Below are 13,927 nucleotides of genomic sequence, written 5' to 3' on the forward strand. Positions count from 1 at the left end.
ATCACTTTTCAGACCTCAAAGAACCCGAGCCGGTCCGTGTCCTGTTGTAAGCAGCTAACAAAATGGTGCCTACAATGGCAATCGCCAGCACATTGCCGACTCCAGCCCACGCGCCCTGCAAAAAGACCTTTAAGGCTGGTTGTTTATAAACGACAATGTCGCCCAAAGGTGCGATCACAAGCCAGGCGATCGCATTAGCAATAAGCTGCCAAACATTAAAAAGGACGATTTTTTTAGCAGTTAAGCTTTCTGTTTGCAAGTTCAATCTTGGCTTGATCAGACCCAAGAGCAGACCTAAAACACCATCAGCAAAAACCCAAGTCCACCAAACACCCCAACCGGCAACCGTATCATTTAAAGCATGACCAATAAAACCAACGAGAAAGCCAACGATGGGACCAAAAATAGCCGCGATCAGGCTCAACCAAGCCTCACCCAAATTGATGGTTGTATTTGACATCGGTAAAGGAATAGCCACAAAACGCATCAAAACAAAAAAGACGGCTGTCCCGATTCCAATTGCAACGACATCTTTGACACTGATCCAGCTTTTATTTTTTTCCTGCATGATCAATCTCCCTACTCCACTCCGAAATTTTGCGACAGCTGTCGTTTAACTTAATTCGACAATTCGACTTGTTATTTTTTATAAAAAGCAAGCTTGAATATCGATTTTATCACTAATGATATTGCTAAAAATGATTCAATTGGTCTCAATACTAGTCAACTGGCTTTTCACTGATTTTTTTTATCGTAATTGAGCGCGAAATCTTCGTGCGGCATGCGTTTCCAAAAATCGGCTTTATTTGTTTGTCTTTGGCGAGCGATCGCCAATGTGTGTTTGGGTACATCGTCTGTGATCGTTGATCCTGCGGCTGTGATCGCTTCAGCTGCGATCGTCACGGGCGCTACCAGTTTGCTGTTGCTGCCAATGAAAGCCCGATCGCCAACCTGCGTCATATGCTTATTTTTACCATCATAATTGACAAAAATCGTGCCAGCACCAATGTTGACTGCTTGGCCAACCTCAGCATCCCCAACATATGTTAAATGGCCAATATGTGTGTGATCACCGATCCGAGCATTTTTTGTTTCGACAAAATTACCAATATGAACATCGATCCCTGTGACTGTCTTTTCACGTAAATGCGCGTAAGGTCCGATCTCGTTATCGGCACCAATGACAGAATCATGTTCAATCACAGTACCAGGTTTGATAATCGTGCCAGTACCAATAACCACATTGGCATCAATATAAGTCGTTGCTGGATCAACCATCGTGACACCGTTGGTCATCAGTTGATTGTTGATACGTTTTCTAGCAATTTTATTAACGGCCGCTAACTGCTGCTGTGTATTAACGCCTAACAGATCCCGCCAATCACGCGCCTGCACAATTTTCGCACCTGCCAAGGCATCGGTCAGGTAATATTCATTTTGAGCATTGTCCGTCTTGACAGCTTCGATCGCCCTTTTAATATAATCAGTTTTAAAAAGATAAACACCTGAGTTGACTAGTTTTATCGTGCGCTGCTCTACAGTTGCATCTTTTTCCTCAACAATTTGTTCGACAACTTCCCGATCACCAATCGGAATAATACGGCCGTAACCAAAAGGTGTCTTCAAAGTGGTTGCTAAAACAGCTGCGTCAAACCCTTCACCAGTATTGACCAAGTCCATAAGACTTTGGTCAGTCATTAAAGGCATATCTGCATTGATGACAATAATTTTTTCAGCTTGTACCTTGGAAAAAGCCGTTTGCAAGGCATTAGCGGAGCCCAGCTGTTCATTTTGAACGACCGTTTCATCAACATAGGAAGAAAAATCTTCATTCGGTGCCTGTACAGCGATAATATTTTTTGGTTCGATCTTGCGAACCGCCCGACAAACCCATTCAAGCATTTGCAAACCAGCAACTTTATGCAGCGGTTTAGGCAGATTATCTTTCATTCGACTGCCCTTGCCGGCAGCTAAAATAACAACATCAATTTCTGACAATCTTGTTTTCCCTTCCACGAAAAATATTTTCTTTATAATTTCCTAATTGTACTTTGATCACCTCACCAGAATCGAGATTCGTATCAACGTGCAGCAAAGAAGTGAAGTCATTGACTTGGCGTTCATTTGCCCGCCCTTCAGCGAAAACAGCGACTCCTTTGACATCTGATTCGAATTCTTTAGCTAAAGTCTTCATGCCGTTGATCGTGCCGCCCGCTTTCATGAAATCATCCACAATTAAAATATTTAAGCCAGTTGGCAGACTACGACGGGATAATTCCATTTTTTCAACATGTTTGGATGAACCCGTCAAATAATTTACAGAAACGGTCGGTCCTTCGGTCACTTTGTTTTCGCCCGAACGGACAATCACAAAAGGAACATTTAACTGCTCGGCTACTGCAGCTGCTAAAGGAACTCCTTTGGTGGCTGCTGTCATGACAGCTTCGATCTTCGTATTTAAATATTCAGTCGCGATCAAACGACCAACTTGGCGTAGAATGGCAGGCTGGCCTAATAAATCGGACAAATAAACATAACCGCCCGGCAGAACACGTGTTTCATCATTGACTTGTTTGAGCATGTCATTAACAAATTCATCTGCTTCACGTTCCAAAATATATGGATAAAATTTAGCACCGCCGGCTGCACCAGGAATCGTCTCTAGTAGACCGACACCGCGTTCTTTTAAGGTTTTTTTTAGGATCGTCAGATCTTCTGAAATAGATGATTTCGCCGACGAATAGCGATTAGCAAAAAAAGTCAGCGGCACCAAGGTCCGCGGCCTTTCTATCAGATAATGGGTCATATCAACTAAACGTTCAGCACGAGGTGTTTTCATAAAAATGTCCTTTCGCTAATATTTTACTAAAAATTCAGAAATAAACCAGTAGATTCCGAACATTAGAAGAGAAGCTTACAAACATTTTTCTGTAATTCAGGTTAGAATAAGGCTTATGAAAATTGTCAAATTTGGTGGGAGTTCACTTGCGACAGGCACCCAGATCAGCAAAGTTATCAAGATCATTCAAAGCGATCCGCAACGACGCGTGATCGTCGTTTCCGCACCAGGAAAACGCTTTAAAAAAGATATCAAAATCACAGATCTGCTGCTGCAATTGGCACAGGCTGTCATTGATCAGCAAGAAACTGCAGATATTTATAAGCAGATCTTTTTGCGTTATGCAGAAATTGCTGATTTCTTCAAACTGCCAAAAGAAGTCATGCAGGATCTAAAAAAACATCTGCGTTCAATCGCAGCTGGCAGCTACCCCTCTGAAGATTTTTTAAAAGCCGCTTTTTCCGCTCAAGGCGAATTTTTGTCAGCTAGTCTGATCACGCAAATACTTAATAAAATCGGCATGAAGGCCCGGCGGCTGACGCCCAAAGAAGTGGGGCTGACCGTCACAGACCAAGCACGCAATGCTCAAATTTTACCCGGATCATATGCTAAAATCGCGCAAACAAAGATCCAGCAGGACGAAGTGATCGTTTTCCCCGGGTTTTTTGGTCTTACGAAAAATGATCTGATCAATACATTCTCGCGCGGCGGCTCCGATATTACAGGTGCGATCTTAGCACGAGGTTTTGCTGCTGATCTCTATGAAAATTTTACGGATGTTGACTCCATTTATACGGTCAATCCTAATCTAGTTGATGATCCAGCGCCGATCAAAGAAATGACTTACGATGAAATGCGTGAATTAAGCTATGCTGGTTTTTCCGTTTTCCATGACGAAGCAATTCTGCCGGCTATTCAGGGCAACATTCCGATCAATGTTAAAAATACGAATCATCCAGAAGCTTTAGGCACAATGATCGTGCCTCAGGATCAGATCTCACATAAAAATCGTATTACAGGCATCGCCAGCGCAGACCATTTTCAAGTTTTGTATCTGCACCGCTACTTGGTCAATCGCGAAGTTGGTTTTACAGCAAAAATTTTGCAGATCTTGGCAGATTTAAATATTTCCTATGAACATATGCCATCAGGAATTGATGATCTCACGATTATTTTGGATAAAAATCAGCTGACTGATGGTCGCAAAGAAAAGCTAACGCAGCGTATCAAAGATGAAATCAAGCCCGATGTGCTGCAATGGCGCAATAGTTACTCAATCATCATGGTCGTGGGCGAAGGGCTGGTCAATCGTGTCGGTGCAATGTCAGATATCGTTGATCCGCTGCGAAAAGCCAATATTTCTTTGACCATGGTCAACCAAGGATCCTCTGAAATTTCAATCATGCTAGGTGTGCGTCCAGAGGATGCGGACCGTGCGGTACAGGCGATCTATAATGCTCATTTTGATCACGGCCACGCTAAAAAAGAAGACTAAAGGCCAAGTGTCTCAATCAGATCAGCTCGCAAATCTTTTATAGCCAGTTTTTGTGTATGGACTGGTTTTTTTGTAAACAAATCAGCAATTGCCGCCGGCACAGCTTGTTTGCTGAATTGTGATAGTTTGTTTAAATTCAGCTCTGGATCAGCAGCAGCCGTTTGGCCTAATGCAGTTAAAACAGTTTCTGCAAATTTAAAAGGACTGGCTGTCGAAACGATCAACTGCTGATCAGGACTGGGGAAATTTTCATTAACGGCAACGGCAACGGCTGTGTGCGGATCTAAGAGATAGTTATTTTCAGTGAAGATCTTTTTGATCGTTTGACTGGTTTGAGCCGAATCACAAAAGGCAGCATTGAATTGTTTTTGCAATTTAGCCAGCGTCTTATCATCAATTTCATATGTCTGCTTCTCGGCCAGATCTTTCATCCAACCGGCAACAGAATCGGCACCAGCAAGGTCAAAAAGCAGACGCTCCAAATTGCTGGAAACTAAAATATCCATCGCGGGACTGCTGGTCACTTTAAAATCACGATCGGCTTGATAAATACCGCTGGCAAAAAAGTCAGTCAAAACATGGTTAGCGTTTGAAGCAACGGTTAATTTTCCTAAAGGCAGACCCATTTTTTTGGCCCAGTAAGCGGCTAAAATATCGCCAAAATTACCAGTCGGTACGGTCACATCTAATGTTTGGCCGGCTTTTAAACGACCTTTTTGGACTAATTGAGCATAGGCATAGACATAATAGACAACCTGTGCTGCCAAGCGGCCAATATTAATGGAATTAGCTGAAGAAAAGCGCAAGGATCTAGCCTGCATTCGCTGAATCAGTTCTTGGTCGATCAATAATTGTTTCACAGCCTTTTGGGCATCATCGAAATTGCCCGTCACAGCAACGACATGCGTATTTTTACCGGAAGCCGTCGTCATCTGCTGACGCTGCAGCTTGGAAACACCGACTGACGGGTAATAAACGACAATTTTTGTCTGAGTCACATTATTAAAACCATTTAAGGCCGCTCCGCCCGTGTCGCCTGAGGTAGCTGTTAAGATAACTAATGTTTCCTTGTGCTGAGTTTTTTGAATCGCTGCCGTCAATAAATAAGGCAGAAGCGACAAAGCCATGTCTTTAAAAGCCAGAGTCGGCCCATGAAACAGCTCCAGCAGATCCTTGCGGCTGTCCAGCTCTTGGATCTTGACCTTTTGCGGATAATCGAAATTTTCGTATGCCTCCGTCAAAAAATTTGTGATCTCGGCCTCGGAAAATTCATCAAAGAAAAGCGACAAAACTTGCGTTCCGATCGCAACATAACTGGCATCTTTTAATCTTTCCCAATCGAAATCAAGCTTAGGAAAAACAGCCGGCACATACAAACCGCCATCCGGAGCCAACCCATTCATTAAAGCCTGCAAGCCGCTTACGAGCGGTGCCTTACCGCGTGTACTTTGAAATTTCATATAACCTCTGCGGTCATAATAGCAGAAAGGGATGGCTCGTGTTAATATTTGTTCATGAAAAACTATCGAATTGGTATTTTTGGTTTGGGAACTGTTGCGACCGGTGTTGCCAAAATTCTCAAAGAACAAAGTCATATATATGCAGAAAAATTCGCCGTCAGTTTCGAAATTGTACAAGTGGTTGTCCATAATCTTGATAAAAAACGCGATCCAAAAACCAGCGGTCTAACTATTTCAGATGATCCTAAAACAATTCTCGACAATCCGGACATTGATATCGTGATCGAGCTGGTCGGCGGCAAAACAGCAGCCAAAACAATTATCGAAAAATCGTTAAAAGCAAAAAAACACGTGATCACAGCCAACAAAGACCTGATCGCCAGTCAAGGACGCAAATTAAGTCGATTGGCAAGCGAAAATCATGTTGGTCTCTTCTATGAAGCAGCCGTTGCTGGCGGTATCCCGATTCTGCGGGCCCTTTCCACTAGCTTGGCTTCTGATGATATCGAGCAGATCAATGGCATTATCAACGGCACTTCGAATTTTATTCTGTCGCAAATGCGCCAAAAGCAAATGTCTTACCATGACGCTTTAACGTTGGCACAAGAAAAAGGTTTTGCTGAAGCCGATCCAACCAACGATGTTGATGGTATTGATGCTGCCTATAAATTGCAAATTTTAGCTGATTTTGCTTTCGGCAAACAAATCAATCAGAAGGATATTCAAATGGGCGGTATCCGCACGATCACACAAACCGATCTGCAAGATGTAGCTGAACTCGGTTATGAGATCAAGCTATTGGCCAACGCAACGATTATTGCTAACAAACTCGCATTATCAGTCGAACCGACACTCGTGCCAAAAGATCATCCGCTAGCATCAGTTCAAAACGAAAATAACGCTGTTTTCGTGACGGGCAAATACGCTGGCGGTTTAATGTTTTATGGACCAGGTGCTGGTGAATTTCCGACTGCCAACTCCGTTGTAGCTGATCTTTTATCCTTGGTTAACAGTGGCGACCGGCCAGCTGTTTTTAATTCACATCCTGATTCAGAAGTTTCATTAGCCGGTCCCAAAGATCGCATTGCCAGTCGTTATATTGTTTTGACCGTCACCAATCGTCCTGGCGCCATGCATAAATTGTCGGCTTTCTTTTTGATGAGCAATATTAATTTTCGAAATATTCGTCAGTATGATCCAATCGGTGAAACAACAAGAGTCGTCATTATTACCTACCCCGCCTCTGACGCACAATTGAATCCAGTCAAGACAACCATCAAACAAGCACGCGGTGTCAAAATCATTCACGAATTCAAATTGCTGATCGAACCAAAAGGCGGCCAACGTGACTGAAATTATTGTGCCAGCTACCAGTGCCAACATGGGTCCTGGATTCGACTCGCTTGGTTTGTCTGTCAACTTGTTTTTAAAAATCAAAATCGGTCCCAAAAGCGATCAATGGTTCGTACATCATCCTTTTGGCAAAGAAGTTCCTAGCGATGAACAAAATATGATCGTTTTATCAGCCTTGACGGTCGACCCGAATATTCATCCGCGAGAAATTTTTGTTCGTTCCGATATTCCTTTAGCACGCGGTTTAGGCTCCTCCTCTTCAGCGATCGTTGGCGGTCTCTTGCTAGGAAATACATTGTCTGGATCTGTGGAATTAAGCAAACAGCAGATTCTCGATCGCGCTGTCAAAATCGAAGGTCATCCAGATAACGTTGCGCCGGCTATTTTCGGCGGAATCGTCATTGGCGGTCCTAATCCGATCAAAGATGATGATTTTTGGACCTATCAGACTGACAGCCCCAAAAATTATGTGCCGATCGCAGTTATTCCACACCGTCAACTTGCGACCAGCGCCTCAAGAAGTGCGCTGCCCAAAGTTCTCGATCGGCACATCGCTATCAAAGTCAGTGCTCAAAGCAACCTGCTTGTTGCTTCAATTTTTAAACAAGACTGGCAAAAGACCTGTCAGCTCTTAGAAGTCGATCAATTTCATGAACCCTATCGATTAAAATTAGTGCCTGAATTAAAAATTGTGCGCAGTATTTGTCATGCGCACAATATCTTTGGCAGCTATTTGTCAGGTGCTGGGACGACGATCATGATTATGACAAAAAAAGACCAAGCCGACTTGCTGCTTGACCAATTAAAAAAATCGCCTTCCTTGGCTGATTGTGACATTGCAGCTCTGGCTTTTGACTCACTGGGTTCGAGAATTTTAGCGTAAGAAAAAAGTTCTCATTTTCAGAGAACTTAAGCTGTCTTTGCTTGACGTCCAAAATTAACATCAATATTTTTAGTTAGGATATCTGTGTAGCTATATGAAACACGTTCAAAGGTTCCTTCGGCTTGGTCCAATTCGACAACGAACAAAGACGGATAGGTTTCTACCAATACACCTTGGCGAGTAGTGGTTTTTTTGCGACCCGCTTGAGCAATCACGGTAATCGGGCTACCGAGCTTTTCATCAAGATTGTCTTTAATATTCTGTAATACTTCTGGCATACTACCTCCTCGCATTATATGACCATTAAATTTTATCAGATATCACGATTTTTTGCAAGAGATAAGACGTTATTTTTCCGAAAAAGTATCATTTTGATGCAAATTTTCGACTAATTGTTCGTAATTTCCAAGAGTCAAACGTTCCCCACGGACATTTAAATCCAACCCAGTTGCTATGATCGAACGTTCGATTTTGGCTCGATTTTCATCACTTCGACCAAAACGATAGAGCAAATTATTGACAAGCGATTTGCGACGATGAGCAAAGCCGGCTTTTATGATCGAAAAAAGATTTTTTTCATATTCAAAAGGCTGGAAATCTGCTTTCGGCGTTAAAGAAACCACAGCCGAATCCACATTTGGCGATGGCAGGAAAGCTGTCCTAGGCACCTGTTGGATAATATGAACCCGCATTTTATATTGGATCGCCAAACTTAACTCGCCATACTCTTTGCTGCCAACACCAGCTTGCAGACGTGCCGCGACCTCTTTTTGCATCATCACTGTAATTGAGCGAAAATTCAAGTCACTGTTCAGCAAGTAAAATAGAATCGGCGTCGTAATATAATAAGGCAGATTAGCAACTATTTTCAAAGATTTTGTCCCAGCATAAATGCCAAAGTCTGTCTTCAAAATATCCTGATTAATAACTTGAATATTGTCATAAGAAGCCAGCGTTTCCGCTAAGATCGGTATCAACTTTTTATCAATTTCATAGGCCACGACCCTAGCAGCGACTTTAGCGAGTTGTTCGGTCAAAGAGCCAATGCCCGGGCCGATCTCGATCACAGTATCTTCAGGACCAATCTCAGCGCCTTGCACAATATCTTGCAAAACACTTAGATCGGTCAAAAAATTCTGGCCAAAACGTTTGCTAGCATGCAAATTATATTGATTTAAAATCGCCTGCGTTCTTGTAGGACTTCCAATTGCCGGAATATCAGTCAATGTCTTTCATCGCTTCTTTCAATTCTTTTTTTGTGATACCAAACAGCCGGAGTCTTTTTAATAGCTGTTTGCCGTTTACTTGGCCTAAATGACATTTCTTTGCGAGCTTTTCTCTTAAAACAGCCGATCCTTGAGCATCGATCAGCCCCAGTCGGCTCAGATCTTCACGCATAATATCAGAAGTCGAGGCATTTTCTTTGACAAATTTCCCTAATAATTGTCTTAAAAGATCTGGATCAGCATGTTCAACACCCAGAGATCCTTTGTGATGAGGCCGGCCGTCAGCTTTATTTAGAAAAATTTGTTTGACATTCGGTACACGTTTTAAAACAATTTTCCTGATCCGCTCACCTTGAAAATCTGGGTCAGTCAACAGAATGATATCGTGTTTTTCCTCAGCTTTGGCAATCAAATCCAAAACAGCAGAAGAGATTTTTGATCCACCTGTCTCGATCGTCTGGACAAATTCACCAAAAGCAACGCGCAAACGTGCCGTATCATCTTTGCCTTCAACGACAAAAATCACCTGGCTTAGTTTTTCGGCCATACACGGTAAGCATTTTCTCTTGTGATTTTGGCCAGCTGGTTGCGATCAATTTCTAATAATTTTGCTAAACCATCGACGACAAATTTCGTCCAAGCCGGTTCGTTAGTTTGGCCGCGTTTTGGTACCGGGGCTAAGTATGGTGCATCCGTTTCCACTAAAATACGATCAAGCGGTACCGACTTTGCAGCTTCATGAATTTCTGAGGTGTTTTTAAAAGTGGCCATGCCAGAAAAACTGATGTAGCCGCCTAGTGCTACTAATTTTTCTGCTTGATCAACCGTGCCTGCAAAAGAATGCATCTCAAATTTTTTGACTGATCGTTCCTGCAAAATTCGATAAACATCGTCAAAGGAATCACGCATATGGATCGTGACCGGTAAATCGAATTCAGCTGCCAAGTCTAGATGTTTTTCAAAAGCCGCGATCTGCTGATCACGATCAAAATTTTTCCAGTGCCAATCAAGTCCTGTCTCGCCAACGCCGATCACAGTCGGATCATTTAATTGCTGACGTAATAATTTTTCTGCTGCTGCATCAAATTTGTCCGTGTCTTCTGGCTGAAAACCGATGATCGCACGAATACCCTGGTCAGCAAAATCATGGGCAATTTGGATCGCACGCTGATTACCTTGCGGATCGTAACCGACAACATTCATTTCCATGACACGAAATTCGTGAGCTCGGCCAACGTAAGCTGCAACGTCATGATACAAAGCATCATCATTTAAGTGAGTATGCGTATCATAAACATCCCCGGGTATTTTAGTTGGATCGTAAATAGTCATGTTTCTAGTATAAAAGAAAAAAACACTTATTCAGCGTTTTTAAGGGCTTCAGCTGTTTTCGATTTAATAAAATCAGCTGATTTTTTAAGTTGCACCTGCTCTTGTGCAGTCAATTCAAGCTTAAGCTGTTTGACAATGCCCTGCTTGCCAATGATGGCTGGATAGCCTAAGTAAGTATCCAAGGGTTCATAATAGTTAGAAACCGGTAATTCTGCGTGCGCGTCATTTAAAATGGCTTTGATCAGACGTACTGCTGCAGCTGAAATACCGTAATTCGTATATTGTTTGCCAAAAAATACCGTATGACCACCCATTTTAGCATCATGATCGATTTGATCGAGATCTAAATCAGGATATTGACCACTCGCCAGCAACTTTTTGATAGGTTCGCCCAAAACACGAACTGTGGACCAAGCAACGAACTGAGAATTGCCATGTTCGCCAAGACTATAGCCGTCAACACTACGCGGATCGATATCCAGGGCAGCTGCCGTTGCCCGTTTCATACGGGCTGAATCCAATAAAGTCCCGGTCCCAATTACTTGATTTCTCGGTAAGGCCGTCATTTTTTGAAACAAGGACGTGATAACATCACAAGGATTCGAGATCACAATGAGTACACCATGAAAACCACTAGCTTTTAATTGTGGTGCCGACGCTTCAACATACTGTTTGGAATAACTGAATTCAGCAAAACGATCAGTCGGTGTTTTCCAAGCCTCCGCGATATTACCAAATCCACTGACGACAATATCAGCGTCCGCCAGATCCGCATAATGGCCAGCGAAAACAGTCGTATGATGATCGAGATTAGCTTGAGCATCTTGAAAGTCCAAAACATCAGCCGCTAGTTTCTTAACGTTAGGATCGATCATGACAAGCGAGTCAGTCGTGCCTTCGATGATCAATTGATGTGCGATCGTCGAACCAACATGACCGCTAGCAAGAATTCCTATTTTTCTCGTCATCGTTCAGCCCTGTGTCGCATTATGGAAATGATCCGGCGCGGCATCCGGCAAAGCATTCAAAAGAGTCATATCACTGGCTGAGATCGTAAAATCTAATTGCGTGTTTTCTTGAATATGAGTCTCACTGATCGCTTTAGGCAGCGTGATCGTGCCATTCTGAAGTGTAAAACGCAAAGCCAACCGTGCAACGCTGACTGAATATTTATCAGCAATATCACGCACAGCTTTCGAATTCAAAATATCACCAGTTGCAAGTGGCGAATAAGCTTCGAGACGAATATCGTTTGCGGCCGCATATGCAGCAATTTTTGGTTCTGTAAAACCGATATAATATTGGACCTGATTGACAACTGGCTTAATTTCGGCAATATTCAAAATGTTCTTCATGTCATGAACATCGAAATTAGAAATGCCGATCGACTTCACACGGCCGCTCTTCTGCAATTCTTCGAGTGTCTGCCAGGTCTCGGTATTCTCTGCATCAAAATGTCTGCTGGCAGCTTCTCTCCATGGCCATGGTGCATGGATCAAATAAAGATCGAGATAATCGAGACCTAAAGCTGCTAGCGAATGATCAAAGTCCGCTAAGATCGCATCTCTCTTTTTGTCCTCAGCTGGTAATTTAGTCGTGATCCATAAATCGTCTCTGTCCACATCCGAGTCAGCGATCGCTTTACCAACTGACCGCTCGTTACGATAGTTTTGAGCCGTATCAATGTGTCGATAGCCAGCTTTTAAAGCATTTGAAACAGCCTGATAAGCCACATCGCCATCAGGCGTTTGCCAAGTACCAAAGCCTACTTTTGGAATTTTTGTGCCATTATTCAGCGTATAGGTGTCCGTTAAAATTGCCATAAATTTTTCTCCTATGCAGATCATTATAATCCCAGTTTTAAATGTTGAAATTATGCGAAAATTGACTTATGATAAAAAAAGACCTGTCCAAACTAACTAAAGAGCAGTATGAAGTCACACAAAAAGGCGCCACAGAGCGTCCTTTTACCGGTAAGTATGATGATTTTTATCAAGAAGGTATTTATGTTGATCTAGTCGATGGCACAGCATTGTTTTCCAGCAAGGATAAGTATGATGCCGGCTGCGGCTGGCCGAGTTTTACGAAAGCCATTGACGACCCAGCTGTGAAAGAAAAGACTGATTTTTCTGCCGGCATGATTCGAACCGAAGTCCGCAGTCAAGAATCAAACAGTCACTTAGGCCATGTTTTTAAAGATGGTCCGACAGACAAAGGTGGTCTGCGCTATTGTATTAACTCGGCAGCCTTAAAATTTATCCCCGTCAAAGAAATGGCAGCAGCTGGATACGGTGATTATTTGAAAGCATTTGAATAAGCGGGCGAAAAATTTAATTCTGAAACAGATCGGCAAATTCTTGAATCGAAATGTTTTCACCAAAATAATTTTTAAAAGGCAGTGTTTGGCAAAGCTTTTCGACGGCCGCATGTGAGAATGCCTGCCCGATAAGAGCCTGTTCGAGTTGTGAAATATCGCCAATGCCGAGAAAATCACCTTGAATTTTAATCGCACTAATGCGACCCCGATCAATATTCGCGTGTAGCTCGATTCGACCCCCAGCAAAACGTTTGTGCTGATTAAATTGAAATGCAGGCGTTGTTCCCCAGTTCCAATCCCAACTGACAAAAGTGTCATCACGCAATTGCTGGACACGCGCCCATGCAGCCGAACTGAGTTTTAGCTCATTATCACCAGCTGCTAATTCCTTAGTTAATTGTTTTTTTAAATCTAAAATGGTAAATCCGGCCGGCAAAGCATCCTTGATCAGACCGACGCGGCTTTGAACAGATTTGGCTGCTTTAGAAATAAATTTATCTTTAGCCGGCGTCAATACATGGCTCATCACTTCCGTATTAATATCAAATAATAGCGTGCCGTGATGCAATAGCCGGCCATTAACGTAGCGTTGGGCACTTCCAGAGACCTTCTTGCCTTTGATCACTAAATCGTTTCTGCCATCGGCTATAACTGCCACACCGATCTGGTGCAAGGCGTCTACCATGGGCTGCACAAATTTTTTAAAATTAACTTTGCCCGGATCCTCGACCGGCAGCACGAAAGAAAAACTAATATTGCCCAAATCATCGTAAACAGCACCGCCGCCAGTTTCTCGTCGTGCTACTTGAATATGGTGCTCGCGGGCATAAGCCTGATTTACTTCAGCGAAAGAATTTTGATTTTTGCCAACAATCACGGCATTGCCATACTGAGAAAAAAAGAACACAGCTTCAGTCAAATCAGCTTCTTCTAGCAAATAATGTTCTAATGCGACATTGTAATAAGCATCCGTATTCTGATAACTAATATATTTCATAACTGTCTCCTAGACAAATTAAAAA

15 protein-coding genes are annotated in these 13,927 nt (G+C 42.8%); 4 read left to right on the forward strand and 11 right to left on the reverse strand.

Going from position 1 to position 13,927, the window contains the following annotated elements; all coding sequences use genetic code 11:
* Position 1: 1 nt before the first annotated feature.
* From DLJ48_RS01905 to purR, 3 genes are all read right to left on the reverse strand, one after another.
* Positions 2–568 (reverse strand): ECF-type riboflavin transporter substrate-binding protein, encoded by a 567-nt coding sequence (locus DLJ48_RS01905; protein ID WP_128685413.1) that lies wholly within the window; start codon positions 566–568, stop codon positions 2–4.
* 167 nt (positions 569–735) lie between these two features.
* Positions 736–1,998 carry a bifunctional UDP-N-acetylglucosamine diphosphorylase/glucosamine-1-phosphate N-acetyltransferase GlmU gene (locus DLJ48_RS01910; RefSeq protein ID WP_128685415.1) on the reverse strand — a complete coding sequence of 421 codons (1,263 nt, stop codon included), beginning with the start codon at positions 1,996–1,998 and terminating at the stop codon, positions 736–738.
* Positions 1,985–2,839 (reverse strand): pur operon repressor, encoded by an 855-nt coding sequence (gene purR / locus DLJ48_RS01915; protein WP_128685417.1) that lies wholly within the window; start codon positions 2,837–2,839, stop codon positions 1,985–1,987. Before purR ends, DLJ48_RS01910 begins: the two co-directional genes overlap by 14 nt.
* 115 nt (positions 2,840–2,954) lie before the next feature.
* Between purR and DLJ48_RS01920 the strand changes: the two genes are divergently transcribed.
* On the forward strand, positions 2,955–4,334 hold the full coding sequence (locus DLJ48_RS01920; protein ID WP_128685419.1) for an aspartate kinase: 1,380 nt from the start codon (positions 2,955–2,957) through the stop codon (positions 4,332–4,334).
* Here the strand turns inward: DLJ48_RS01920 and thrC are convergent.
* Positions 4,331–5,794 carry a threonine synthase gene (gene thrC, locus DLJ48_RS01925; protein WP_128685421.1) on the reverse strand — a complete coding sequence of 488 codons (1,464 nt, stop codon included), beginning with the start codon at positions 5,792–5,794 and terminating at the stop codon, positions 4,331–4,333. The two genes, DLJ48_RS01920 and thrC, sit on opposite strands and share 4 nt — an antisense overlap.
* Before the next feature lie 54 nt (positions 5,795–5,848).
* On the opposite strand from thrC, the gene DLJ48_RS01930 reads away from it, so the two are divergent.
* Positions 5,849–7,147 (forward strand): homoserine dehydrogenase, encoded by a 1,299-nt coding sequence (locus DLJ48_RS01930; protein WP_128685423.1) that lies wholly within the window; start codon positions 5,849–5,851, stop codon positions 7,145–7,147.
* Positions 7,140–8,030 (forward strand): homoserine kinase, encoded by an 891-nt coding sequence (thrB, locus tag DLJ48_RS01935; protein WP_128685425.1) that lies wholly within the window; start codon positions 7,140–7,142, stop codon positions 8,028–8,030. The genes DLJ48_RS01930 and thrB overlap by 8 nt, the downstream gene beginning before the upstream one ends.
* Positions 8,031–8,056: 26 nt before the next feature.
* Here the strand turns inward: thrB and DLJ48_RS01940 are convergent, their stop codons facing one another.
* From DLJ48_RS01940 to DLJ48_RS01965, 6 genes are all read right to left on the reverse strand, one after another.
* Entirely contained in the window at positions 8,057–8,308 is a 252-nt protein-coding gene (locus DLJ48_RS01940; protein WP_128685427.1) for a Veg family protein, read from the reverse strand.
* A 69-nt stretch (positions 8,309–8,377) separates the two neighbouring features.
* Entirely contained in the window at positions 8,378–9,256 is an 879-nt protein-coding gene (gene rsmA, locus DLJ48_RS01945; protein WP_128685429.1) for a 16S rRNA (adenine(1518)-N(6)/adenine(1519)-N(6))-dimethyltransferase RsmA, read from the reverse strand.
* The gene (gene rnmV, locus DLJ48_RS01950; protein WP_128685431.1) at positions 9,249–9,803 is read right to left on the reverse strand and encodes a ribonuclease M5; all 555 of its coding nucleotides are present in this window, start codon (positions 9,801–9,803) and stop codon (positions 9,249–9,251) included. Before rnmV ends, rsmA begins: the two co-directional genes overlap by 8 nt.
* Positions 9,788–10,588 (reverse strand): TatD family hydrolase, encoded by an 801-nt coding sequence (locus tag DLJ48_RS01955; protein ID WP_128685433.1) that lies wholly within the window; start codon positions 10,586–10,588, stop codon positions 9,788–9,790. The genes rnmV and DLJ48_RS01955 overlap by 16 nt, the downstream gene beginning before the upstream one ends.
* Positions 10,589–10,614: 26 nt before the next feature.
* Positions 10,615–11,556 carry an L-lactate dehydrogenase gene (locus tag DLJ48_RS01960; protein ID WP_128685435.1) on the reverse strand — a complete coding sequence of 314 codons (942 nt, stop codon included), beginning with the start codon at positions 11,554–11,556 and terminating at the stop codon, positions 10,615–10,617.
* A 3-nt stretch (positions 11,557–11,559) separates the two neighbouring features.
* Entirely contained in the window at positions 11,560–12,411 is an 852-nt protein-coding gene (locus tag DLJ48_RS01965; protein WP_128685437.1) for an aldo/keto reductase, read from the reverse strand.
* Positions 12,412–12,479: 68 nt separating this feature from the next.
* Here DLJ48_RS01965 and msrB point away from each other — a divergent pair, with 68 nt between their 5' ends.
* On the forward strand, positions 12,480–12,905 hold the full coding sequence (msrB, locus tag DLJ48_RS01970; RefSeq protein ID WP_128685439.1) for a peptide-methionine (R)-S-oxide reductase MsrB: 426 nt from the start codon (positions 12,480–12,482) through the stop codon (positions 12,903–12,905).
* A gap of 13 nt (positions 12,906–12,918) precedes the next feature.
* On the opposite strand, the gene DLJ48_RS01975 is transcribed toward msrB, so the two are convergent.
* Positions 12,919–13,902 (reverse strand): lipoate--protein ligase, encoded by a 984-nt coding sequence (locus DLJ48_RS01975; protein ID WP_128685441.1) that lies wholly within the window; start codon positions 13,900–13,902, stop codon positions 12,919–12,921.
* Between the last annotated feature and the right edge of the window lie 25 nt (positions 13,903–13,927).

Source organism: Oenococcus sicerae, assembly GCF_004102045.2.
Taxonomy (GTDB): Bacteria; Bacillota; Bacilli; order Lactobacillales; family Lactobacillaceae; genus Oenococcus; species Oenococcus sicerae.

Coding starts and splice junctions, on each gene's coding strand:
- DLJ48_RS01975 (WP_128685441.1), bottom strand. CDS start 13,902: ATGAAATATATTAGTTATCAGAATACGGATGCTTATTACAATGTCGCA.
- thrC (WP_128685421.1), bottom strand. CDS start 5,794: ATGAAATTTCAAAGTACACGCGGTAAGGCACCGCTCGTAAGCGGCTTG.
- DLJ48_RS01930 (WP_128685423.1), top strand. CDS start 5,849: ATGAAAAACTATCGAATTGGTATTTTTGGTTTGGGAACTGTTGCGACC.
- DLJ48_RS01955 (WP_128685433.1), bottom strand. CDS start 10,588: ATGACTATTTACGATCCAACTAAAATACCCGGGGATGTTTATGATACG.
- DLJ48_RS01960 (WP_128685435.1), bottom strand. CDS start 11,556: ATGACGAGAAAAATAGGAATTCTTGCTAGCGGTCATGTTGGTTCGACG.
- DLJ48_RS01940 (WP_128685427.1), bottom strand. CDS start 8,308: ATGCCAGAAGTATTACAGAATATTAAAGACAATCTTGATGAAAAGCTC.
- purR (WP_128685417.1), bottom strand. CDS start 2,839: ATGAAAACACCTCGTGCTGAACGTTTAGTTGATATGACCCATTATCTG.
- rnmV (WP_128685431.1), bottom strand. CDS start 9,803: ATGGCCGAAAAACTAAGCCAGGTGATTTTTGTCGTTGAAGGCAAAGAT.
- DLJ48_RS01965 (WP_128685437.1), bottom strand. CDS start 12,411: ATGGCAATTTTAACGGACACCTATACGCTGAATAATGGCACAAAAATT.
- DLJ48_RS01905 (WP_128685413.1), bottom strand. CDS start 568: ATGCAGGAAAAAAATAAAAGCTGGATCAGTGTCAAAGATGTCGTTGCA.
- msrB (WP_128685439.1), top strand. CDS start 12,480: ATGATAAAAAAAGACCTGTCCAAACTAACTAAAGAGCAGTATGAAGTC.
- DLJ48_RS01920 (WP_128685419.1), top strand. CDS start 2,955: ATGAAAATTGTCAAATTTGGTGGGAGTTCACTTGCGACAGGCACCCAG.